This is a genomic window from Skermanella aerolata KACC 11604, assembly GCF_000936425.1.
Taxonomy (GTDB): Bacteria; Pseudomonadota; Alphaproteobacteria; order Azospirillales; family Azospirillaceae; genus Skermanella; species Skermanella aerolata.
In genome coordinates, this window is record NZ_AVFK01000003.1 from 133569 (window position 1) to 156568 (window position 23000).

16 protein-coding genes are annotated in these 23000 nt (G+C 65.4%); 8 read left to right on the plus strand and 8 right to left on the minus strand.

The features are described from left to right. The first annotated feature begins 108 nt into the window (after positions 1-108). The 3 genes from N826_RS05860 (at position 109) to N826_RS05870 (ending at position 3047) form a co-directional block, all read left to right on the plus strand. Complete coding sequence (locus N826_RS05860) at positions 109-828, plus strand: ribonuclease activity regulator RraA (RefSeq protein ID WP_044426626.1); 720 nt, start codon at positions 109-111, stop codon at positions 826-828. 64 nt (positions 829-892) lie between these two features. Continuing rightward, on the plus strand, positions 893-1891 hold the full coding sequence (locus N826_RS05865; RefSeq protein ID WP_147040285.1) for a Bug family tripartite tricarboxylate transporter substrate binding protein: 999 nt from the start codon (positions 893-895) through the stop codon (positions 1889-1891). A gap of 136 nt (positions 1892-2027) precedes the next feature. Then, positions 2028-3047 (plus strand): LacI family DNA-binding transcriptional regulator, encoded by a 1020-nt coding sequence (locus N826_RS05870; RefSeq protein WP_052830866.1) that lies wholly within the window; start codon positions 2028-2030, stop codon positions 3045-3047. A gap of 159 nt (positions 3048-3206) precedes the next feature. Here N826_RS05870 and N826_RS05875 read toward each other — a convergent pair whose 3' ends face one another. From N826_RS05875 to N826_RS05900, 6 genes are all read right to left on the minus strand, one after another. Next, positions 3207-3593, minus strand: coding sequence for a PAS domain-containing protein (locus tag N826_RS05875; RefSeq protein ID WP_052830867.1), 387 nt, complete (start codon positions 3591-3593; stop codon positions 3207-3209). Between the two features lie 2 nt (positions 3594-3595). Then, complete coding sequence (locus tag N826_RS39705; RefSeq protein ID WP_169789291.1) at positions 3596-7159, minus strand: PAS domain S-box protein; 3564 nt, start codon at positions 7157-7159, stop codon at positions 3596-3598. 352 nt (positions 7160-7511) lie between these two features. Then, positions 7512-8252 (minus strand): FadR/GntR family transcriptional regulator, encoded by a 741-nt coding sequence (locus tag N826_RS05885; RefSeq protein WP_044426630.1) that lies wholly within the window; start codon positions 8250-8252, stop codon positions 7512-7514. Between the two features lie 116 nt (positions 8253-8368). Next, positions 8369-9148: an enoyl-CoA hydratase/isomerase family protein gene (locus N826_RS05890; protein WP_044426631.1), complete on the minus strand. Its 780-nt coding sequence runs from the start codon at positions 9146-9148 to the stop codon at positions 8369-8371. Then, a complete protein-coding gene (locus N826_RS05895) occupies positions 9145-9897 on the minus strand; it encodes a GntR family transcriptional regulator (protein ID WP_063772208.1) in 753 nt (250 codons plus the stop codon). Before N826_RS05895 ends, N826_RS05890 begins: the two co-directional genes overlap by 4 nt. After that, entirely contained in the window at positions 9887-12832 is a 2946-nt protein-coding gene (locus N826_RS05900) for an FAD-binding and (Fe-S)-binding domain-containing protein (protein ID WP_044426633.1), read from the minus strand. Before N826_RS05900 ends, N826_RS05895 begins: the two co-directional genes overlap by 11 nt. A gap of 329 nt (positions 12833-13161) precedes the next feature. Between N826_RS05900 and N826_RS05905 the strand changes: the two genes are divergently transcribed. The 5 genes from N826_RS05905 to N826_RS05925 all read left to right on the plus strand — a co-directional run bounded on the left by N826_RS05905 (position 13162) and on the right by N826_RS05925 (position 18595). After that, positions 13162-14355, plus strand: coding sequence for a pyridoxal-phosphate-dependent aminotransferase family protein (locus tag N826_RS05905; RefSeq protein ID WP_044426635.1), 1194 nt, complete (start codon positions 13162-13164; stop codon positions 14353-14355). A gap of 52 nt (positions 14356-14407) precedes the next feature. Beyond that, the gene (locus N826_RS05910; protein WP_044426637.1) at positions 14408-15394 is read left to right on the plus strand and encodes a TRAP transporter substrate-binding protein; all 987 of its coding nucleotides are present in this window, start codon (positions 14408-14410) and stop codon (positions 15392-15394) included. An 83-nt stretch (positions 15395-15477) separates the two neighbouring features. Then, positions 15478-16074 carry a TRAP transporter small permease gene (locus N826_RS05915; protein ID WP_211099228.1) on the plus strand — a complete coding sequence of 199 codons (597 nt, stop codon included), beginning with the start codon at positions 15478-15480 and terminating at the stop codon, positions 16072-16074. After that, on the plus strand, positions 16071-17354 hold the full coding sequence (locus N826_RS05920; RefSeq protein WP_186818070.1) for a TRAP transporter large permease: 1284 nt from the start codon (positions 16071-16073) through the stop codon (positions 17352-17354). Before N826_RS05915 ends, N826_RS05920 begins: the two co-directional genes overlap by 4 nt. A 23-nt stretch (positions 17355-17377) precedes the next feature. Next, positions 17378-18595, plus strand: a complete 1218-nt coding sequence (locus N826_RS05925) for a CaiB/BaiF CoA transferase family protein (protein ID WP_044426638.1) — start codon at positions 17378-17380, stop codon at positions 18593-18595. Positions 18596-18696: 101 nt separating this feature from the next. Here N826_RS05925 and N826_RS05930 read toward each other — a convergent pair whose 3' ends face one another. Both N826_RS05930 and N826_RS05935 read right to left on the minus strand, forming a co-directional pair. Continuing rightward, positions 18697-19617 carry a response regulator transcription factor gene (locus tag N826_RS05930; protein ID WP_044426639.1) on the minus strand — a complete coding sequence of 307 codons (921 nt, stop codon included), beginning with the start codon at positions 19615-19617 and terminating at the stop codon, positions 18697-18699. Continuing rightward, positions 19595-22996 carry a hybrid sensor histidine kinase/response regulator gene (locus N826_RS05935; protein WP_044426641.1) on the minus strand — a complete coding sequence of 1134 codons (3402 nt, stop codon included), beginning with the start codon at positions 22994-22996 and terminating at the stop codon, positions 19595-19597. The genes N826_RS05930 and N826_RS05935 overlap by 23 nt, the downstream gene beginning before the upstream one ends. Positions 22997-23000: the final 4 nt, after the last annotated feature.

Sequence of the window (23000 nt, forward strand, 5' to 3'; positions counted from 1 at the left end):
CTTCCAAAATCATGATGACATCGCTATCATTGCTTATGGGAGCGCTGTCATAGTTGTTCAGGCTTGCTTTCCGCACCTGGGCCGATGAGAAACTTGGAACCGGTGACAATGAAAAGACTCAAGGTGGAAACGCGCGAGAAGCTGAAGACGGTCAGCACCGCGACATTGGCGACGGCACTCTTCAAACGGGGCCTGCGCAACCAGATGATCCAGGACGTCCATCCGCTGAATCCCGGCGGCGCTCCGATGGTCGGCGAAGCCTATACGCTGCGCTACATCCCGGCGCGCGAGGATCTCAACACGATCGGCGTGTTCCTCGATCGTGCCCATCCGCAGCGGAAGGCGGTGGAGGAATGCCCCGAAGGGGCGGTACTCGTCATCGACAGCCGGAAGAACGCACGCGCCGCGTCGGCCGGCTCCATCCTGGTCACCCGCCTGATGAAGCGCGGCGTCGCCGGCATCGTCACCGACGGCGGCTTCCGGGATTCGCCGGAAATCGCCGGGCTGGACATCCCGGCCTATCACAACCGTCCGTCGGCCCCGACCAACCTGACCCAGCATCAGGCGATCGACATCGACGTTCCGATCGGCTGCGGCGACGCGCCGGTCTTTCCCGGTGACGTGATCGTCGGCGACGGCGAGGGCGTGATCGTCATTCCGGCCGATATCGCCGACGAAATCGCCGATGAGGCGGTGGAGATGACCGCGTTCGAGGACTTCGTGACCGAGAAGGTCATGGAAGGCCGCTCGATCCTCGGCCTGTACCCGGCGACCGAGGAACGGACCCGCGAAGACTTCGCGGCTTGGCGCAAGGCCAACAACCGCTGATATCCCCAAGAACCGTATCTCCCATAACGAAGTTTCCAAAAAAGACGAAACCGGAGGAAATGCCATGTTGAGAAGAACCCTGCTGCGCACGGTTCCGGGCGCCCTGACCGCCCTGCTGTTCGCCACCGTCGCCGCCCTGCCGGGCCGGGCCGATGCCCAGGCCGCCGGCTACCCGAACAAGCCGGTGACGATCATCGTCCCCTTCACGGCGGGCGGCAACACCGACGCCTTCGCCCGCATGGTCGGAGACGAACTGGACAAGGCGCTGGGCCAGCGTTTCCTGGTCGAGAACAAGCCCGGAGCGGGCGGCAACCTCGGCGCCGCCGCCGTGGCGAATGCCCAGCCGGACGGCTACACGCTGGGCATGGGCACCGTCAGCACCCACGCGATCAACCCGTCGCTCTACAAGAAGCTGCCGTTCGACGCCGACAAGGGCTTCGCTCCGGTATCGCTGATCGCCACCCTGCCCAACGTACTGGTGGTCAACCCGTCGATCCCGGCCAACAGCGTTCCCGAGCTGGTCGAACTGCTGAAGAAGGAGCCGGAGGTCCACACCTACGCGTCCTCCGGCCCCGGCACCTCGCCCCATCTGGGCGCCGAGCTGTTCTCGACACTGACCGGCACCAAGATGACCCATGTTCCCTACAAGGGCAGCGGGCAGTCAATCATGGATGTCGTGGCCGGTCACGTCGACATGGTCTTCGACAACATTCCGACCGCGGCCCAGCAGGCCAAGGCAGGCAAGGTGCGGGCGCTGGCGGTGACCAGCCTGACCCGGGCGCCGCTCCTGCCCGACGTTCCCGCCATGGCCGAATTCCTGCCCGGCTTCGAGGCGACCTCCTGGCACGGCCTGTTCGCTCCGGGCGGCACGCCGAAGGAGATCGTCGAGAAGGTCAGCGCCGAGGTCCAGCGCATCATGAAGCTGCCCCATATCCAGCAGCGCATGCAGGGCATGGGCGCCACTCCCGTCGGCAACACGCCCGAAGAGTTCACGCAGCATATCGCGGTCGAGCGCAAGAAGTGGGCCGAGGTGGTCAAGGCGTCGGGCGTCAGCCTCGACTGACGGCACGTTCCGATTGTTCTGGTGGCGCTGTCATCACGGCGGCAGCGTCGCCTAAAAACTTGGAATGCGTCACGCCGACTGTTAGTGTCAGCGCTAACGCGAGCTTCGGCTCATTCTCTTGAAGCAGGCTTTTCCCGTGTCCCGCTCCACCCCCTCCAGCCGCTCGTCCGGCAGCGTCACCTTGAGCGACGTCGCGAAGCTGGCGGGCGTGTCGCCGATCACGGTTTCCCGCGTGCTCAATCGCCCGGAACTGGTCACGCCCGACACGATGGAGGTCGTGCGCGAGGCCATCGCGCGCACCGGCTACGTTCCCAACATGCTGGCCGGCGGTCTCGCCTCCAAGCGCAGCCGGCTGGTCGCGGCGCTGTTCCCGACCATCGCGAGTTCGATGTTCGCCGAAACGATGGAAGCGCTGACCGACCGGCTGGGCGAGGCCGGCTATCAGGTGCTGCTCGGCCTGTCCGGCTACCCGGCGGCGCGCGAGGACGACCTGCTGGAAGCGATCCTGAGCCGCCGCCCGGACGGCATCCTGCTGACCGGGATCGTCCATTCCGCCTCGACCCGCCAGAAGCTTCTGGCCGCGAAGATCCCGGTGGTCGAGATCTGGGACTACACGCCGACGCCGATAGACATGCTCGTCGGGTTTTCCCACGAGCGGGTGGGGGAGGCGGTCGGCGATTATCTGATCGCCAAGGGCTACCGTCGCCTCGCCATGATCGGCGGCGACGACGATCGCGCCATGCAGCGCCGCAAGGGCTTCCTGTCCTCTCTTGCGGGGCATGGCATCGAGGACGTGCCGACCATGGCCATTCCGGCTCCCGGGAGCCTGCGGACCGGCCGGCAGCAGATGGCCCGCCTGCTGGACGAAGGCCACCGCCCCGACGCCGTCTTCTGCAATTCCGACGCGCTGGCGCAGGGCGTCCTGGCCGAAGCGCAGTCGCGCGGGATGTCGGTCCCCGGCGATGTCGCGGTGATGGGCTTCGGCGACCTGGATTTCTCCCCCTACACGTTCCCGGCGCTGACGACGGTCCGGATCGACCGCCGGGGCATCGGCCGTATCGCCGCCGAAGCCATGCTGGCCCGGATGGAAGGCCGGGCGGGACCGGAAAAGGTGCTGGATGTCGGTTTCGAAGTGATCGAGCGGGAGAGTACCTGAAGCGGGTGGACCGATGCCAGCTTATACCAGGGGCCGACGACATCGACCTGTGAAGACAGTGTTTGTTGGGCCACGGCCCAACCTACAGGCTCCTGCTTCGTAGGTTGGGCCGTGGCCCAACACTTGCCGACCGCCGGTCAAACTATTCGGCTCCTGGTACTACTCTCGCTGGATGAAGATCCAGCAGCCGCCGTCGGACGCCGGCTGAATCCTGACCCTAAGCTCCCGCGAGCGGTCGGAGAAATCGCCGATCCAGCCGAATTCCAGATCGTATTTCCCGGCGGCCCTGGCTTTTTCGATCCGCCCGCTGAAGGTGGGCGTATTCATGCAGGGCGCGACATCCACGAAGAACGACATGCCGAGCACCGGCCGCCGCGATCCGTATCCCGACAGCTTCGCCTCGGCGGCGCTGTAGAAGGTCACCAGCCCGGCCTCGTCAAGCTTGATGGCGCCGAACGGCAGGGCATCGACGGAGTCCTTCGGCAACCGCTCCACCGCTTCGGCCAATCCGTTCATGTCGAACGTGAGCGGGGATGTCTGGTCCATAATCAAATCCGCGGTTGCAGGTCGAGCTTGGGAAGCTCGGTGAAGAAGGCGACGCCGAGCAGGTGCGTCACCCGCTTGCCGTCGTCGGACAGGGGCAGCAGCAGGCGTTCGAACAGCAGAGGCACCTCGTCGGCCAGAGAGTAGCGGGCGTATTCGTAGGATGGCAAACCGGTTTCCTGGCAGCGGCGGTACGATGCGCCGGCCGATCCCAGATCGTCGCCGTCGTCGCCGGCCTGCTCGCCCAGCAGCGATCGGCCAAGCCTCTCGGCCAGCGCGTCGCCGAAACGGACATACCGGTATCCGCCGGTGCCATCCGGCTCGACCATGAAGCTGTTGTCCTTCATGGTCGTATCGTCGCTCGGAAACAGGTCGCGGTCCGGCAGGCCGCCGCCGGCGTTCCGCAGCGCCTTCCAGCGGTCGTAGGCGTCGCGCAGCCCTGGGTTCCTCAGACGGTCGCGCAGCTTGTCCGGCGCCGAGGCGGACGCTGCGGCTGGAGCGGCCGGCTTGGGCAGACGCCCAAGCCGCTCAAGGACAGCCTCGGCGAGCTGCGCCCTGCCGAACGGCCTTCTGAGCAGCCGCTCTCCGTCCGGTCCGGTGTCCTGTTCATAACAGCCGATGAACAGGACGGGCAGGTTGGGGCGGTCGAGCCGAAGGCGGCCGGTCAGCTCCGCTCCGGACGCTCCCGGCAGTGCGACATCGGTAATCACCAGATCCAGCCTTTCCGAAATGTGAGCCAATGCCGCCGCCGTTCCGGCGTTTTGCGCCTCGATCACGGTGTAGCCGAAATCCCGAAGCAATTGGGTTGCGAGCGTTCGCAGGTTCTCGTCAGCGTCCACCACCAGGATCGTCGCGCTGCCGCTCAGCTTGGCCAAATCGGCGTTCAGTGGCGGTTCCTCCTCCTCGGCGGAGAGCGCCGCGCGGGGCAGATGGAGTTCGATCGTCGTGCCTGCGCCGACCGCGCTGCGGATGCGGATGGTCCCGCCGGCCTGACTGACGAAGTCATGGGCCGAAGCCAACCCCAAGCCGGTGCCCTTGCCGGGCGGCTTGGTGGTGAAGAACGGCTCCGAAGCGCGGGCGACCACCTCGGGCGTCATGCCGGCTCCGGTATCCTTGACGGCGATGACGATCCAGCCGCCGTTGTCCGTGCCGTTTCCCGCAGCGTTCCCCGGACCTTCGCCCCTGGGCAGGTTGCGTGCCGAGACTTCAAGCTCGCCACCGTCTGCCATGGCGTCGCGGGCATTGGCCGCCAGATTGAGAAGCACCGCGTTCAGCCGGGACGGATCGACGACCGACGGCCACAGCTCCGCCTGGATATCGAACACGCACCTTATTCCGCTACCGGCGGTGTGGCAGATCATGTCCTCGCTCTCCCGCAGCACCGCCGCCAGATCCACCTTGCGCGGATGCGCTTCCTCGCGCCGGGCGAAGGCCATCATATGGTGGATCAACCCCGTCGCACGCTCGACGGCCTGCTCGGCCATGTCGAGGATCTTGGCCTGGTCCATGCTGCCGGTCTGCCGTCGGAGCAAGCTGTAGCTGCTCTGGATCACCGCCAGCACATTGTTGAAATCGTGGGAAACGCCGCTGACGAGCTGTCCCAGCGCCTCCAGCTTCTGCGACTGAAGCAGCGCCGCCTGGGTCTGCTCGCGCCTGCGGATCTCGGCGGAAAGCTCCCGCGCAGCATCGGTCAGCGCGCGGGTCCTTTCCGCGACCCGCGCCTCCAGGGCGGTGTTGCTGTCGCGCAGGATCGCCTCGGCGGCCATGCGGGCGGTCACGTCGGCGGTAATGCCGGTAAGGCCGGTCAAACGGCCGCCGTCGTCGAAGATGCCGGCGGCCGATTCCTCCAGCCACGCCACCGCGCCGTCCGGACGGATGTACCGGTAGGACATCACGTAGTTCGGACGTTCCGGCCTCAAGGCTGTAAGGGTATCGGTGAAGCCTCGGCGGTTATCGGGATGGATATGGCCGATATAGTTCCTGCCGGTATCGGTCTGCGGGCTGTCGTCGAGGCCCAGGATCGTCCCGCAGGATTCGCTTCTGCGGACGGCATCGCTCAGGGCATCCCATTCGAAGGCGAACATGCCGCCCGCCATCATCGCGCGGACCAGTTGTTGTTTGGTATCGAGCAGTTGCCTTTCCAGCTGCTTGTTCTCGGATATGTCGGTTATCGTGCCGATGTATCCGGTGATGCTCCCGTCGCCGTCCCGCTCGATCAAGGCTTCGCCGAGTACCCAGGTAATCGCGCCCGTGGGGGTCCGGAACCGGTATTCCAACCGGAACGGCCGGTTCTCGACCGCGCTCCGCCGCCATTCGGCGAATACCCGGGAGAAATCGTCCGGATGCAGGAAATCGCTCCAGCCGTTGCCGAGCGCCTGTTCCGGCCGGGCGCCGGCGATCTCGCACCAGCGTTCGTTGACGCAGGTGCAGCGGCCTTCGGCATCGGTGCGGAAGATGCCGACCGGCGAACTGCGCGACAGGGTTCTATACTGTTCCTCCGCCGTACGAAGCGCCTCCGACTTCTCGCTCAACCGCCTGAAGGCGGTGGTCAGCGCGAGACCGACTTCGTTGGCTTCGCGCCAGCTGGTGCGGACCGGCGGCACCACCCCGCCCGATTGCAGTGCCCGGCCCGCCGCCGTCAGGGCTTTGGCCGCTCCGGCTATCCGCAGGCCCAGGGCGGCGGCCAATAGGCCCGACAGGACCAGAAACGCTGTTCCCACCAGGATGAGCGACCACAGGTCGCGCGCCAGCTTGCCGTCGATCTCGTCGCCGGGCTGGCTCACGATGGTCGACCAGCCGGTCATTCCGGATTTGCTGTAGCCGGAAGTCAGCCGGGAGTCGCCGGGGCCGTGGGTGGAGGCCGCGACACCTTCCCGGGCAGCGGCCTTGCCGATCCAGTCCCAGGACGCGGCGTCCACTTTGCCCCTCTCGGGAATGACGGCCAAGACCTTGCCTTTGCGATCGACGACGGTGGCGGTCCTGCCGTCGCCGACGCCGGCCTGATTTAGGATATCGCTGATTCTTTCCAATCTAAGACTGGCCGTCAGGAAGTGGGTGACCTCGTTGCCGCGCACGACCGGGACGACGACTCCGACAAGCTCCTTCCGGGAGACGGCCCCGGTCACCCGATCGGTCACATAAGGCGCCCTCGTCTCAAGAACGGTCCGCATCGCATCGGTGCCGGTGATGGCCGGCAGCGGCGTATTCCAGGGAACGCGGGTGTTGAGCTGCTGCCGCCCGGCCAGATCGTTCAGGACGATGCCAATCCCGTAACGTGACGTGATCTGGCTGGCTTGCTGATGGAAGGCTTCGAAGTCCCCCTGCTGAAGGGTCGGCATCTGTGCCAGGGTTTCCACCATGGACGTGACGCCGCGCAGGTCGCGTTCGATCGTGGCCGTTATCGAGCGGGATTCCTTGAGCAGATCCTGTTCGATCCTGGAGCGTTCGAGCTTTATCTGCTGGTTCAGCAATAGGGTGACGAAGATCAGGATCGGCAGCATGAGACAAAGCGCCAGCAGTGCCAGATAGGACCGGGTCGAGATGCTGCACTTTCTGTCGACTGTCAACATTTGGTACATGCTCTTGCGATCCCAGACACAGTTATGGCTTAGCGGTTTTGCTATGGTGGAGAGAAATTTTATTTTTATTCAGTGAATAAAAAATACTCAGGACTGGGATGTATCGATTAATCGGCTATGTAGCTAAGATGAACAAGAGAGAAATAATTTATTGTCGTAATCATCGACCATCGGAAAATGACGTTAATGGCTGCTGACGATTGGCCGAATTCTGGCCAGGACGATAACCTTGCCAGGTGTCATCGTCCAGACAAGGCGATGGCGATTGCCATCCTACCGCCAAAAGAGCGCAATGGGAATTCTAGAATTAAGCCTGAATTCGGTTTAATCCGCGTCCTGATCCTCAGCCGGTGCGGTCGGCCCGCCGTTCGAGCGCTTCGCGGTAGCGGTCGCGCGTATAGGCGACCAGATCGGCCAGAGCGGCGGCGCCGGTTTCCGCGTCGCGCGATTCCACCGAATGCAGGATGCGTTCGTGGAAGCCGACGATGGCCTGCCGGTCGCGCACCCGGAAGATGATCATGTTGCTGACGGGTTGCAGGGCTTCCACGACGGCATGCATCAGGAATTGAAGGAGCGTGTTGCCGCTGGCATCGACCATGGCGCGGTGGAACCGGATGTCGGATGCGCAGAACTCCTCGTCGGTCAGCGCCGCGTTCCGCTGGGCTTGCAACTCCCGCCGCATCGCGTCCAGATGCTCGTCCGTCCGGTTCGAGGCCGCGAGCCGGCAGCATACCACCTCGAGTTCGAGCCGGGCCGTCGCCATCGCGTCCAGACTGATGTCGCCGACGGCGACCATTAGCGTCGCCGCGTTGGCCAGCGACTGCGCCGCCTCTTCCGGGGCCGGGCTGGATACGAAGTTGCCGCCGGCAGGCCCCCGCCGCGACCGGATCAGGTGCTGCGCCGCCAGCCGCTTCAGGGCTTCGCGCACGGTGGGACGCGAGACCTTGAAGCGCTGCGCAAGCTCCTCTTCCGTCGGCAGACGCTCGTCCACCTTCAGCCTGCCGTCCATGATCGCCGCCCGCAGGCTTTCCGCGATCTGCTTGGCGGCACTGACCGTCACGACACTCTCGAACTCGACCGCCATACCCGTGCGCTCTCCGCATTCCCTGGGGCGGGGAGTTTAGCACGGTCCGGAGTACGGCGCGTCGTTGAAGTTAAGCCATTATTTGTCGGACTAATATTTTGAGGTTTCGAGCAGTCTTACTTCCCTGTCCAGACCGGCGGCCGCTTGTTCAGGAAGGCGTCCATGCCCTCCTGGAAGTCCTGGCTCATGTAGCAGCTGACGATCAGGTCGTCGCTTTCCTCCGGCGTCATCTTCTCCTGAATGCGCAGCAGCGCTTCCTTGGTCGCGCGCAGGGTCAGCGGCGCGTGGCTGGCCACCGTGCGGGCGACTTCGCCGGCGCGGCCGAGCAGGTCGGCGCCCTCAGCTATGACTTCCGATACCAGCCCGATCGCTTGCGCCTCGGGCGCCTCGACCAGACGGGCGGTGAAGATGATGTCCTTGACGCGGGCGGTGCCGATCAGTGCCGACAGCCGGGCATAGTTGGCGACCGACAGGCAGTTGCCGAGCGTGCGGGCGATCGGGAAGCCGAAGCGGGCGTTGGGAGCTGCGATCCGCAGGTCGCAGACGGCGGCGATGGCGGCGCCGCCTCCCGTGCAGGCGCCGGCGATGGCGGCGACGGTCGGCACGCGGCATCGCTCCAGGGCGCTCAGCAGGCGGTCGATCCGCGCTTCGTAGGCAAGAGCGTCGTCGGGACCCTTGAAGGCGCGGAACTGGCCGATATCGGTGCCGGCGGCGAAGGCCTTGTCGCCGGCGCCGGTAATCAGCAGGGCCTTGACCCGATCGTCGGTTTCCACTTCCCGGCAGATCTCGCCCAGCCGCTCGTACATCGCGAAGGTCATCGCGTTGCGCGCCTGCGGGCGGTTGAAGGTGATGGTGCCGATGCCGTCCTGGACGTCGTAGAGAAGTTCTTCGGTCAAGGGATTCGCTCCATTTCGGATTTCGCGGGCTGGTTTTTCTTTGCCGGGGGCTTCTTCGCCGGGGTTTTGCCGGCTGGGGTTTTCCTGGCCGTGGCGGCCGGAACCGGCGTCTCGTCGCTCTCGGCGAAGCCCGCTCTCTCGACCTGCTCGGATTTGTTGCGCAGATGGGTCTTCAGGATCGACGACAGCATGATGGCGTCGCGGCGCTGGAGCGCGTTCAGGATCGCCTCGTGTTCCGCCATGGCAAGCCGCCAGTGGTCCGGGGGCATCGGCACCACGAAGCGGGCGCGGCGGATGCGGGCGCTGACGTTCTCGTACAGGTTCATCAGGACGGAGTTATGGGTCGCCCGGACGATCGCCTCGTGGATGGCACGGTTCAGCGGATAGTAGCCGGCAAGATTCCGCGCCTCGTAGAACTCCGCCATCCGGTCGTGAAGCGCCTTGATCTCGGCGATTTCGGCATCGGTCGCGTAGTGGCAGGCAAGCTCTCCCGCCAGCGCCTCCATGCCGCCGCAGACCTCGAAAAGCTCCTCCATGTTCCTGGCGGTCATCTTCGCCACGCGGGCTCCCCGGTTCGGCAGCAGGACGATATAGCCCTCCGACGCCAGCACCTTCAGCGCTTCCCGCAAGGGAGTGCGCGACACGCCCAGTTCGGCGCAAAGCTCCTTCTCCGGCACCCGCGACCCCGGCGGCAGGACGCCGTCGATCAGCTTGTCTCTCAGATGGGCTACGACATCTTCATGGAGCATGGTTCTCCTCCGGCTGTTCCAACGCATCCCGCAGCAGAATAGCGATATGGACTGCCTGACGTTGCGCTCCATCCTGTATCTGGTGCCGGCAGCTGGTGCCGTCAGCGACGATGACGGTATCGGAACCGGCTTCACGCGCCGCCGGCAGCACTCCCAGTTCGCCCATCTTCATCGATACGTCGTAATGCTCCGCCTGATAGCCGAAGGCGCCGGCCATGCCGCAGCAGGTGGACTGGATGGTCGAGACCTCCAAGCCAGGGATCATCTTCAGCACCCGTTCGGTCGGGGCCAGCGCGCCGAACGCCTTCTGGTGGCAGTGACCGTGCAGCAGCGCCTTCCTCTGGGGCAGGGCTTTCAGCGGCAGCTTCAGCCTGCCGGCCTCCGCCTCCGCCGCCAGGAACTCCTCCAGCAGCAGGGCGCGTCCAGCCAGTGCCGTGCTCGCCTCGCCCGGCAAAACCGATTTGAACTCGTCGCGCATCGTCAGCAGGCAGGACGGCTCCAGGCCGACGATGGGAATGCCGCGCTCGACATAGGGGCCGAGAGCGTCGAGCACGCGGCGCTGTTCGGCCCGCGCCTCGTCCACCAGCCCGGCGGTCAGGAAGGTCCGGCCGCAGCACAGCGGACGTTCGCCCTTGGGCGGCATCGCGACATGGACCTTGTAGCCGGCGGCCTCCAGCACGGTCAGGGCGGCGCGGGCGTTGTCGGCCTCGAACCATCGGTTGAAGGTATCGACGAACAGCACGACCTCGGCCGCCGCCCCGCCCGCAGAATGCGCCTCATCGCGGAAGGGCTTGGCGTGCCACTTCGGCAGCGGCCGCTTGCTGCTGAAGCCGGTCAGCCGTTCACCCAGCGCCGCCAGGGCTGGGACGCTGTTGCGCAGGTTCATCAGCGCGCCCAGCCGCGCCGCCTTCGGCGCATAGCGCGGCAGCCACGCGATCAGGCGCTCCCGCAGGGGCAGCCCGTGGCGCTTGCGGTAGTGGTGCAGGAACTCGATCTTCATGCGCGAGATATCGACGCCGGTCGGGCATTCCCGCTTGCAGCCCTTGCAGCCGACGCAAAGGTCCAGCGTCTCGTACATCGGTTCCGAGGTGAAGGCGTCGGGGCCGAGCTGCCCGGTGATGGCGAGCCGCAGCGTATTGGCCCGTCCGCGCGTGACGTGCTTCTCGTCCGCCGTGGCGCGGTAGGACGGGCACATCACGCTGGCGTCGGACTTCCGGCAGGCGCCGTTGTTGTTGCACATCTCGACGGCGCCGCTGAAGCCGTTCCAGTCCGACCAGTCGAGCGCGGTTTCGATCGGCAGCGGCGCGTAGCCGGGCTTGTAGCGGAATAGCCGCCGGTCGTCCATCTTCGGCGCATCCACGATCTTGCCCGGATTGAACATGCCGGACGGATCGAACGCCGTCTTGACCTCCCGGAAGGCCTGGACCACCCGAGACCCATACATCGGCTCGTGGAACTCCGAACGCACCAGCCCGTCGCCGTGCTCGCCCGAATGCGAGCCCTTGTATTCCCGCACCAGCGCGAAGGTCTCCTCCGCGATGGCCCGCATCTTCCTGACGTCCAGGTCGAGCTTCAGGTTCAGCACGGGCCGGACGTGCAGGCATCCTTCGGAGGCATGGGCGTACCATGTCCCCGTCGTGCCGTGCTTGTGGAACACTTCGGTCAGCCGCTCGGTGTAGTCCGCCAGATGCTCCAGCGGGACGGCGCAGTCCTCGATGAAGGAGACAGGCTTTCCGGCTGTTTTCATCGACATCATGATGTTCAGTCCGGCCTTCCGTACCTCCCAGATAGCACTCTGGAACGCCGGATCGATCGCCTCGACCACGCTGCCGGGCAGGCCCAGGTCGTCCATCAGCTCGACCAGCCGCCGCAGGTTGGCTTTCTCGGCATCCAGATCCTCGCCGGAGAACTCGACGAACAGCAGGGCGTCCGGTTCGCCCCTGACGAACAGGTCCATCGTCGCCCGGAAAAGGGGGATCGCGCGGCCCAGGTCGATCATCGCGCGGTCGGCCAGTTCCACCGCCGCCGGGCGCAACGCTACGATATGCTGCGCCGATTCCATCGCCTGCCGGAACGTCGGGAAGTGGCAGATGCCCAGCACCTTGTGGCGGGGCAGGGGTTGCAGGTCGATCTCGATCCGCTGGAAGAAGCCCAGCGTCCCCTCCGATCCGACCAGCAGCTTGGCGAGGTTGACCTTGTCCCCGCCCAGCCGCTCGATGTTGTAGCCGCCGACCTTGCGCTGCACCGTCGGGATACGCGCCGTGATCTCGTCGGCCTCGCGCCGGTACAGGTCCCGCATCCGCCGCAGCAGGTCCTGGTGGCGGGCCGGAAGGTCGTTCCGCTCGGGATCGACCTCGTCGAAATGGAGGGCGCTGCCGTCGGCAAGGACGGCGTCGATGGCGCGGACGTTGTGGACCATGTTTCCGTAGCGGAGCGAGCGGGTGCCGCAGCTGTTGTTGCCCGCCATGCCCCCCAGCGTCGCCTGCGCGCTGGTGGAAACATCGACCGGAAAGAACAGGCCATGCGGCTTCAGCCGCTTGTTCAGCGTGTCGAGCACGAGGCCGGGCTGGACGACTGCGGTGCGTGCTTCCGCGTCGAAGGCGACGAGGCCGTTCAGGTGCCGGGAACAGTCCATCACCAGCGCCTCGCCGACGGTCTGTCCGCACTGCGAGGTCCCGCCGCCGCGCGGCAGCACCGGAACGCCGGCGTCCGCTGCGACCTGCAAGGCGATCTCGACGTCCTGCTCGTCGCGCGGGATCACCACGCCGATCGGCTCGATCTGGTAGATAGACGCATCGGTGCTGTAGCGCCCGCGCGAGAAGGCGTCGAACAGCACGTCGCCCTTCATCTCGCGCCGCAGCCGTTCGGCCAGCGCACTGTCGCCGATCCGCGAAGAGGTCGGGCCGGCTGGCGTGGGACGAGAGTCGAGCGGCATGGCGTTTTCCCCGGAGCGTTATTTGGTTCGTTTCCACCAACATAACGATTTGAATGCAAAATGCCAATGCCCCGAAGATCGGTATCCTGCTTCCGGTTCGCCTGATCGAACTTAACGCGATCCGCTGTAGCGGAATGGAAGCTGATTAATGCCCACTTATGGCCTAGCCGGATCGTTTCGATCTTGCGGTCGGATCGAATTTATCGCGTACCGCGGTCGAACATGGTTGCCATAATGGCAATTTTGAATGCAAAATGGTTCATGTACTCCGGATTGGAAACGACAAACCCGTTCCGGATCAAAGAACGTATATGGGAGGAAACATTAAAATGGCCCATCGCGGCGGACGCCACTTCCTTCAGATTCCGGGTCCGACAAACGTCCCCGACCGCATCCTGCGGGCGATGGACCGGCCGACCATCGACCATCGCGGGCCGGAATTCCAGAAGCTCGGGCAAGAAGTCCTCGAAGGCATCAAGCCGATCTTCGGCACCACCCAGCCGGTCATCATCTATCCGGCTTCCGGTACCGGCGCGTGGGAAGCGGCCATCGTCAACACGCTGACGCCCGGCGACAAGGTGCTGATGTTCGAAACAGGGCATTTCGCGACCCTCTGGCGCACCCTTGCACAGAAGTTCGGCATCGAAACGGAGTTCGTGCCCGGCGATTGGCGTCACGGCGTCGATGCCGGGGTGGTCGAAGCCAAGCTGCGTGAGGACCGCGACCACGCCATCAAGGCCGTCATGGTCGTCCATAACGAGACCTCGACCGGCGTCACCAGCCGCGTCCCCCTGGTCCGCCAGGCCATCGACCGCGCCGGGCACCCGGCCCTGCTGCTGGTCGATACCATCTCGTCGCTCGGCTCGATCGACTACCGGCACGACGAATGGGGCGTCGACGTCACCGTCGCCGGTTCTCAGAAGGGTCTGATGCTGCCGCCGGGCCTGAGCTTCAACGCGGTATCCGAAAAGGCCATGGCCGCCAGCCGCGACAACCGCATGCCGCGTTCCTATTGGGACTGGCAGGACATGCTGAAGCCGAACCAGAACGGCTTCTTCCCCTATACCCCCGCCACCAACCTGCTCTACGGCCTGCGCGAAGCCGTGGCCATGCTGATGGAAGAGGGGATGACCAACGTCTTCGCACGGCACGACCGCCATGCGGAGGCGACCCGCCGCGCCGTGCGTGCCTGGGGCCTGGAAATCCTGTGTGCCGAGCCGGCCGAGTATTCCAGCGCCCTGACCGCCGTGATGGTCCCCAATGGCCACAACGCCGACGAGCTGCGCCGCGTCATCCTGGACCGTTTCGACATGTCGCTGGGCGCCGGCCTCGCCAAGCTGGCCGGCAAGGTCTTCCGCATCGGCCACCTCGGCGATTTCAACGACCTGTCGCTGGCCGGCACCTTGGCCGGCGTGGAGATGGGGCTGAGCGTCGCCGGCATTCCGCACCGCTCCGGCGGCCTCGACGCCGCCATGCGCTATCTGGAAGGCAATGGCGGGGAAGTAAAGAAAGCTGCGGAGTAAACGGCGGCCCCGCCGCCGCATCCTCAAATAAAAACCCCAGGGAGGAAATGAGATGTCCTTTAACCGCAAGCTGCTGGCTTCAGTGCTGTTCGCCGGCTCTCTCTTCGCCAGCGCCGCCTCGGCGCAGACCGAGATCAAGCTCGGCCATGTCGGCGAGCCCGGATCGCTGCTCGCGCTCTCGGCGGAGGAGTTCGCCCGCCGGGTCAACGAAAAGGTGGGCGGCCAGGCCAAGATCGTGGTGTTCGGCTCCAGCCAGCTCGGCGGCGATTCCGAACTGCTGAAGAAGCTGAAGCTCGGCACCGTCGATCTGGCACTGCCCTCGACCGTCATGTCGTCGGAAGTGCCGCTCTTCGGCTTGTTCGAACTGCCCTATCTGGTCAAGGACCGCGCCCACATGGCCCGCCTCCGCGACGAGATCGTCATGCCGGTCATGGCTCCGGCGGCGGAGAAGGACGGCTTCAAGATCCTAGGCATCTGGGAGAACGGCTTCCGGCAGATCACCAACAGCAAGCGTCCGATCGAAAAGCCGACGGACCTCCAGGGCATCAAGCTGCGCGTCCCCAGCGGTGTCTGGCGCGTGAAGATGTTCCAGTCCTACGGCGCCAACCCTAGCCCGATGGCCTTCTCCGAAGTGTTCGTGGCGCTCCAGACCGGCGTGATGGACGGGCAGGAAAACCCGCTGGCTCAGATCTACCCGTCGCGCTTCTACGAAGTGCAGAAATTCCTGTCGATGACCAACCACGTCTACACGCCGGCCTATCTGACCGCCGGACGGAGCTGGAAGAAGTACAGCCCCGAAATCCAGAAGGCGCTGACCGACGCGGCGGTGGAAACCCAGCCCGTCGTCTACGAAATCGCCGCCAAGATGGACGAGGACTTCCTGCAGAAGCTCAAGGACGGCGGCATGCAGGTAAACCAGGTCGATCAGAGCGTTTTCGTGACCGCCAGCGAGGGCATCTACAAGGACTTCTCCGCCCAAGTGCCGGAAGCCAAGGATCTGATCCAGAAGGCGCAGGAACTCGCCAAATCCGGTTCCTGATCGCTCGTAGCATCGCGGCCGTCCCGACTTGAGGGATGGCCGCCCGGCTTCTCCGCCATCCCCAAAGGAGCGTTTCCTTGTCCGTGCTCCCAATGCTGCGCAACGGCTTCGGCCGGGTGCTCGAGGCTATCGTCGTCTTTCTCGTCGTAGCGCTCACCGTCATCATCATCGCGGGCTTCGTCTTCCGGAGTTTCGGCAGTTCGCTGGTCTGGTACGACGAGGTCGCGTCGATCGGTCTCGCGTGGCTGACCTATTACGGTTCGGCCCTGGCGGCCCTGCGCGGCGCCCATATCGGCTTTCCCGGCATCGTCAACGCCATGCCGCCGCGCCTGCGGCTGGCGGTGGCCCTGTTCGGCGAGGCCTGCGTCTTCCTGTTCTTCATCGTCCTGACCTATACCGGCATGGAAGTGCTGATGATCCTGGAAGGCGACACCCTGGTCAGCCTGCCCAGCATTCCGCTCCAGCTTACCCAGTCGGTGATCCCGATCGGCGCCGTCCTGTTCATGATCGCGGAACTGCTGCGCCTGCCCGACGTCATCAAGTCGGCGCTCGGCGACGGCTTCGTCGATCACGAACTTGAAGAAGCTCTCCCCGGCATCGAGGCGCCGCCCGTCCACACCGGAGCTCAGGGCGCCGCCGCAGCCGGCAGCCCCGTTCTTGAGGGAGGTCCGCGCCGATGACTATCGGTTTCATGCTCAGCGGCCTGTTCGCCCTGGTCCTGCTCAACGTTCCGATCGCCGTGGCCCTCGGCCTCGTCGCGATGACGGCTATCGTGCTGATGCAGGGCATCGACATGCTGCCCAACGTCGCTCTCGTCATGTTCGACGGATCGACCAATTTCCCGCTGCTGGCGATCCCCCTGTTCATCCTGGCCGGCGCCATCATGAACGCGTCCAGCATCTCGCGCCGGCTGGTGGCCTTCGCCTCCGCGCTGTTCGGCTTCGTCCGCGGCGGCCTGTCGATGGTGGTGATCGGCGCGTCGATGTTCTTCGCGGAAATCTCCGGCTCCGCCGTCGCCGGCGTCGCCGCACTCGGCACGATCCTGATTCCGGCGATGCGGGCGCGAGGATATTCCAAGGAGTTCTCGGCGGCCATCTGCTCCTCGGCGTCCAGCTTAGCGATCATCATCCCGCCGTCGATCCCGATGATTCTTTACGCCGTCATGGCCGAGACGTCGGTGGTCAAGATGTTCGTGGCCGGCATCATTCCGGGTATCCTCGGTGCGGTCGGTCTGGCGCTGACGGCCTATATCATCGCGGTCCGCAAGAACTTCCCGGTGGAGGAACGGTTCAAGGTCAGCCGCGTCTGGTCAACCTTCAAGGACGCCGCCTGGGCCTTCCTGCTGCCGGTGATCATCCTCGGCGGCATCTTCGGCGGCTTCGTGACGGCAACCGAAGGAGCCGGGCTGGCTGTCGCCACCGCCCTGTTCATCAGCCTGTTCATCTACCGCGAACTAAACCTGCGCGAACTGCGCAAGGCCTGCATCGACGGCGGCATCCAGACGGCCGTGGTCATGCTGCTGGTCGCAAGTTCCGCCCTGATCGGCACCTTCCTGACCGAAGCGCAGCTTCCCCAGCAGTTGGCGCGCGGCATCACCTCCCTCACCGACGACAAATACGCGGTGCTGGCCCTGCTGAACGTCGCCTTCCTGATCCTCGGCATGTTCCTTCACTCGGCGGCGGCGATCATCCTGGTGGTGCCCATCGTCATGCCGCTGATCCACCAGCTCGGCATCGATCCGGTGCATTTCGGTCTGGTGGTCACGCTGAACCTCGCCATCGGCCAGCAGACCCCGCCGGTCGCCAGCGTCCTGATCGCCGCGTGCTCGATCGCCAAGTCGGACATCTGGGAAACGACCAAGGTCAACCTGGGCTTCATCGGCGTCCTGCTTCTCGTGCTGATGATCTGCACCTATGTACCGGCCCTGTCGCTGGCACTGGTCAATGTATTCTACGGATGATGGTAAACCGGGGGAAATGACGCATGGTTGAGCAACGCAAACCCGCCGGTTCCGGTCCGCTGGCCGGCATCAAGGTGATCGAACTCGCCCACATCATGGCCGGACCCGTCTGCGGCCTGATGCTGGCCGATATGGGCGCTGACGTTATCAAGGTGGAAAAGGTGCCCGGCGGCGACGACAGCCGCCGCATGCTGCCGCCGGCCATCGAAGGTGAATCGGCAGCCTTCATGATGATGAACCGCAACAAGCGCGGCATCGCGCTCGACCTGAAGACGGAGGACGGCAAGGCGGTGCTCCACCGTCTGCTGCGCGACGCTGATGTGGTGATCGAGAACTACCGGCGCGGCACGATGGAGAAGCTGGGCTTCGGCTACGAGGCGATGCGGGAGATCAATCCCGGCATCATCTATTGCGAGATCTCTGGCTTCGGCCGGACCGGCCCGCTGGCCGACGCGGCCGGCTTCGACCTGATCGCCCAGGGCATGAGCGGCCTGATGAGCATCACCGGCGAGGGCCACGGCCGCCCGCCGGTCAAGGTCGGAGCGCCTGTGACCGACATCTCCGCCGGACTGCTGGCCTGCATGGGGGTGATGGCGGCCCTGGTCGAGCGTGGCAAGACGGGGCAGGGCCAGAAGGTCGACACCTCCCTGTTCGAGGCCGGCATCATCCAAACCTATTGGCAATCGGCGATCCGGCTGGCGACGGGGGTCAGTCCGGGGCCGATGGGCTCCGCCCATCCTCTCAACGCGCCCTATCAGGCCTTCCCAACCGCCGACGGCTGGATCAATGTCGGGGCCGCCAACCAGTCCAACTGGCTGCGCCTGCTCGACGCCATCGAGGCGCCGGAACTGGCCCAGGAACCCCGCTTCGCCGCCAATCCCGGCCGCATGGGCAACCTCGATGAGCTGACCGCCGTGCTCAACGCCATCTTCAAGCGGCGGACCACGGCCGATTGGCTGGCGGTGCTGGAACGCGCCGGCGTTCCCGCCGGTCCCGTGCTGACCATCGCCGAAATGCACGACCACCCCCAGACCAGGGCGCGCGACATGGTGGTCAAGGTCGAGCATGAGAAGGCTGGGCCGGTCGAAACGCTGGGCCTGCCGATCAAGTTCTCCCGCACCCCCGGCAGCGTCCGCCGTGGCGCCCCAACCTTCGGCCAGGACAGCCGCGCGCTTCTGGCCGAACTGGGCTATGGAGAGGAGGAGATCGACCGTCTGGCCGGGTCGGGGGCCATCGGATAGGTTTTATACCAGGGGCCGAAGACATCGACCTGTAAGGACAGCAAGTGTTGGGCCGTGGCCCAACACTTGCTGAACGCCGGTCAAACTCCTCGGCCCGGCCGTCACATCAACCCGACCGTCCGGATCGCGACCACCGCTGCCGAGGTGCGGTTTTCTACGCCCAGCTTGGCATAGATTTGCTCCAGGTGCTTGTTGACCGTCCGGGCGCTCATGCCCAGGATCTCGCTGATGTCGCAGTTGGATTTGCCGCGCGCGATCCAGAGCAGCACTTCCGACTCGCGCGACGTCAGCGACAGCCTTTCCTTCAGCAAGGCTTCCTCGGCCGAGCCGTGATTGTTGACCAGCCGCAGCAGGAACTCGTCGGTGCCGGTGCGGCCGACATAGGTGAACTGAAGGTGATGCTCGCCGTCGCCGCTCTTCACCGTGACGCTGTCGCTGCGTCCCCGCGACGTCAGCCAGGTGCGGATCGCGGGCGGCAGCCGCCCGCCTTGGCCTCCCGACGCATCCATCAGCGGCGCCAGCAGGGTATTGGCCTGGGGCGTGCACCACAGCACCTCGCCGTCGCCGCTGGCCGCCAGCAGGAAGCGGCCGGTCGCGTCCAGCGCGCTCCGGGCGCTCTGCGCCAGCCGGGCATTGGTCAGGTGGGCGTGCATCCGGACGATCAGTTCGTCCGGCACGATCGGCTTGGTGACGTAATCGACGCCGCCGGCCTCGAACCCCGCCACGATATGCTCGGTCTCGCTGAGGCCGGTCATGAAGATGACCGGCACGTGGATCAGGTTCTTCTTCTCCTTGAGACGCTTGCAGGTCTCAAACCCGTCCATCCCGGGCATGATCGCGTCCATCAGGATCACGTCGGGCGTCACCTCGTCCACCAGCGCCAGCGCCTTGGCGCCCTCCAGCGCCACCAGGACCGTCACCTCCGCTTCCTCCAGCGCATCGGTCAGCAGACCAAGCGTTTCCGGTGAATCGTCGACGACCAGAACGATGTCGCGCGCCTTAAGGCTGTCCAGCATCACCATCGAGAGCCTCCAGGGTCCGCATGTAATCGTCGAGCGCCAGATCGTTGACCAGCGCCTTCATATGGCTGGTGAACGGCTCGCACTCCGGGCTTTTGACTTCGATCTCGTCCAGCTTGGTCTTGATCCCGCGCACATATCCGATCCGGCCGAGCTGGCGCAGGTCGTCCAGATGGGCGCGCTCCGGCACGGCGTCGGCGCCGAATCCGGGGGCGGCCGCCGCCGCCGGCTCGGCCGGAACGCCGTGGACCCAGTCGAGGTCGAGGACGCTGCGGATGGTTTCCAGCAGCGCCGGGATCGTGATCGGCTTTTCCATATAGGCGTCGTAGGAGATCTTGCCGTCGGGACCCGGCACCGGCCGTCCTTCCGCCGCGTTGGCGGAGATCATCACGATCCGTGCCTTCAGGTGCCGCGACAGCCGCAGCAGGCGCGCGGTCTCGCGTCCGTCGATCCCCGGCATGGAGATGTCGAGCAGGACGAGGTCGGGCCGGACTTCCTCCGCCAAGGCGATGCACGACGCCCCGTCCTCCGCCGTGAACACGATGAAGCCCAGCGGCCCCAGGATCTCGATCGCGAGGTCACGGTGCGCCGGATCGTCGTCGGCGATCAGGACGGTCCGGCGCGGTCCATCGTAGCCGGTGACCGGCTGCGCCACCGGTGCCAGCCGGCTCGGCCGGCGCACTTCCGACAGCAGCAGCTTGACCCGGAACACGCTGCCCTTGCCGGTGGCGCTGCTGACGGACACCTCGCCGCCCATGATCTCCGTCAGCAGCTTCGTGATGGTGAGCCCCAGTCCCGTTCCCGGCGTCTTGCGAGCGCCCGCCAGTTGGCCGCGCTCGAACGGCTCGAAGATGCGGCCGATATCGTCGGGCAGGATGCCGATGCCGCTGTCCTCGATCTCGATCTCGGCGACCTGGCTTCGGTAGCGGATGCGGAGCGCTATGAAGCCGCTCGGCGTGAACTTGATCGCGTTGGACAGCAGGTTGATCAGGATCTGGCGCAGCCGCTTGGCGTCGGTATAGACGACCAGCGGCAGCGTATCCGGCCGGTCGAACCGGAAGTCGATGCCCTTGGCCGTCGCCTGGAGCCTGAACATGTCGACGATCTGGTTCAGGAATTCGACCAGATGGACTTCGTCCCGGTTCAGCCGCAGGCGGCCTGCCTCGATCTTCGATATGTCCAGCAGCCCTTCGATCAGGCTCGTCAGGTGCTCCGAGCTTCGCCGGATCACCTTGATCGCGTCGCGCCGGCGCGGCGGAATGGTCGTGTCCGCCTCCAGCAGTTGGGCATAGCCGAAGATCGCGTTGAGCGGCGAGCGAAGCTCGTGGCTCATGCCGACGACATAGCGGCTCTTGGCGTGGTTGGCCGCCTCCGCGACTTCCTTGGCCTTCTGGAGCTTCGCATCGGTCCGGTCGTGGGCCTCGATCTCCTGCATCAGCAGGTTGGTCTGGCGCATCGATTCCTCCTGCGCCACCTTGCGGCTCTCCTGGGCCAGCACGAACAGCCATGTCGCGACGCCGGCGATGATCATCAGGATGAAGAACAGGTTCCAGAAGATCGCCGCGATGGTCTCGCGGTGCGCGTCGTCGTTGAGCACCGCCTGATGGTAGATCACGGTCAGGATCGCGCCGATGATCGCCCCGAACAGGGTCAGCAGGCTCAGGTAATGGCCAATGCGGGAATTGACCCGGCCGACCATCCGCTCCGGCAGCATCAGCCGCAGCCAGCCCAGAACCTGCTCCGGCATCCGCGCCTGCGTCTTGCAGACGTCGTGGCAACGCGCATCGAGCGAGCAGCACAGGGAGCAGATGGCGCCCGAATAGGCCGGGCAGAACGCCATGTCCTCCCGCTCGAACACGTGCTCGCAGATCACGCAGCGGACCGTCGCGGCATCCGGCGTCGCCCCCGCGCCCATCCCTGACGAAGACCGTGCGATGTAGTAGCGGCCGCCCGTGGCCCAGGCGATCAGCGGGGCCGAGACGAACGGCACGGCGAGCGCCAGGAACGGCGCCAGCGCCTGGAGCGTGACGCCGAACGCTCCCGTGAAGGCGATGGCCGCCGTCAGCGTCCCCAGCACCATCGAGCCCAGGCCGACCGGGTTGATGTCGTACAGGTGCGCCCGCTTGAACTCGATATGCGGCGGGCTCAGCCCCAGCGGCTTGTTGATCAGCAGGTCGGCGACGATGGCCCCGACCCACGACACCGCGACGATCGAATACAGGCCGAGGATCTGCTCCAGCGCCTTGTAGATCCCGACCGCCATCAGCAGGAACGCGATGGTGACGTTAAAGACCAGCCAGACCACCCGGCCGGGGTGGCTGTGCGTCAGACGGGAGAAGAAGTTCGACCACGCGATGGAGCCGGCATAGGAATTCGTGACGTTGATCTTGAGCTGCGACACGACGACGAAGACCACCATGACGAACAGCGCGACGTCGGCGGACGAGAACATGTAGCCGAATGCGATCAGGTACATCCGCGTCGGCTCCGCCGCGTGTTCGACCGCGACCCCCTGGTTGACCGCCAGGACAGCCAGGAACGAGCCCGCCGCCAGCTTGATCGCTCCCGGCACGATCCAGCCCGGTCCGGCGGACAGCAGGGACACCCACCAGACCAGCCGGCGGCCCCTGCGCCGCACCGGCATGAAGCGCAGGAAGTCCACCTGCTCGCCGATCTGGGCGATCAGGGCGAAGATCACGCCCGACGCCGCGCCGAACAGCAGCAGGTCGAACGAGCCGTCGCGATCTCCCATCGATCCGGTATAGCCGGTCCATTCGCCCAGCCCGTCGGAATGATGGAGTGCTATGAAGACGAAGGGCAGCACGTGCAGCACCAGCCAGATCGGCTGGGTCCAGAGCTGGAACCGGCTGATGAAGGTAATGCCGTGGGTGACCAGCGGGATCACCGCCAGCGAACTGATCAGGTAGCCGGCGGAAAGCGGGATCCCGAACCCCATCTCCAGCGCCAGCGCCATGATCGCCGCTTCGATCGCGAAGAAGATGAAGGTGAAGGACGCATAGATCAGCGACGTGATGGTCGAGCCGATATAGCCGAACCCGGCGCCGCGCGTCAGCAGGTCGATGTCCACCCCGTAGCGGGCGGCGTAGTAGCTGATCGGCAGGGCGGTGACGAAGATCAGGATGCTGACGGCTATGATGGCCGCCATCGCGTTGGTGAAGCCGTAGTTCAGCGTAACCGTCCCACCGATCGCCTCCAGCGCCAGGAACGAGATCGCTCCCAGGGCCGTGTTGGCGACGCGCAACGCCGACCAGCGCCGCGCTCCCTTCGCGGTGAAGCGCAGCGCGAAGTCCTCAAGCGTCTGGTTGGCGACCCACTGATTGTAGGTGCGCCGGACACGGACGATCTTCTGTAGCGGCGCCATCCGT

Excerpts from the sequence above, each read along its gene's own strand:
- N826_RS05925 (WP_044426638.1), top strand. The coding sequence starts at position 17,378 with ATGGTTGAGCAACGCAAACCCGCCGGTTCCGGTCCGCTGGCCGGCATC.
- N826_RS05895 (WP_063772208.1), bottom strand. The coding sequence starts at position 9,897 with ATGCTCCATGAAGATGTCGTAGCCCATCTGAGAGACAAGCTGATCGAC.
- N826_RS05910 (WP_044426637.1), top strand. The coding sequence starts at position 14,408 with ATGTCCTTTAACCGCAAGCTGCTGGCTTCAGTGCTGTTCGCCGGCTCT.
- N826_RS05935 (WP_044426641.1), bottom strand. The coding sequence starts at position 22,996 with ATGGCGCCGCTACAGAAGATCGTCCGTGTCCGGCGCACCTACAATCAG.
- N826_RS39705 (WP_169789291.1), bottom strand. The coding sequence starts at position 7,159 with ATGTTGACAGTCGACAGAAAGTGCAGCATCTCGACCCGGTCCTATCTG.
- N826_RS05930 (WP_044426639.1), bottom strand. The coding sequence starts at position 19,617 with ATGGTGATGCTGGACAGCCTTAAGGCGCGCGACATCGTTCTGGTCGTC.
- N826_RS05875 (WP_052830867.1), bottom strand. The coding sequence starts at position 3,593 with ATGGACCAGACATCCCCGCTCACGTTCGACATGAACGGATTGGCCGAA.
- N826_RS05885 (WP_044426630.1), bottom strand. The coding sequence starts at position 8,252 with ATGGCGGTCGAGTTCGAGAGTGTCGTGACGGTCAGTGCCGCCAAGCAG.
- N826_RS05905 (WP_044426635.1), top strand. The coding sequence starts at position 13,162 with ATGGCCCATCGCGGCGGACGCCACTTCCTTCAGATTCCGGGTCCGACA.
- N826_RS05900 (WP_044426633.1), bottom strand. The coding sequence starts at position 12,832 with ATGCCGCTCGACTCTCGTCCCACGCCAGCCGGCCCGACCTCTTCGCGG.
- N826_RS05860 (WP_044426626.1), top strand. The coding sequence starts at position 109 with ATGAAAAGACTCAAGGTGGAAACGCGCGAGAAGCTGAAGACGGTCAGC.
- N826_RS05920 (WP_186818070.1), top strand. The coding sequence starts at position 16,071 with ATGACTATCGGTTTCATGCTCAGCGGCCTGTTCGCCCTGGTCCTGCTC.
- N826_RS05865 (WP_147040285.1), top strand. The coding sequence starts at position 893 with ATGTTGAGAAGAACCCTGCTGCGCACGGTTCCGGGCGCCCTGACCGCC.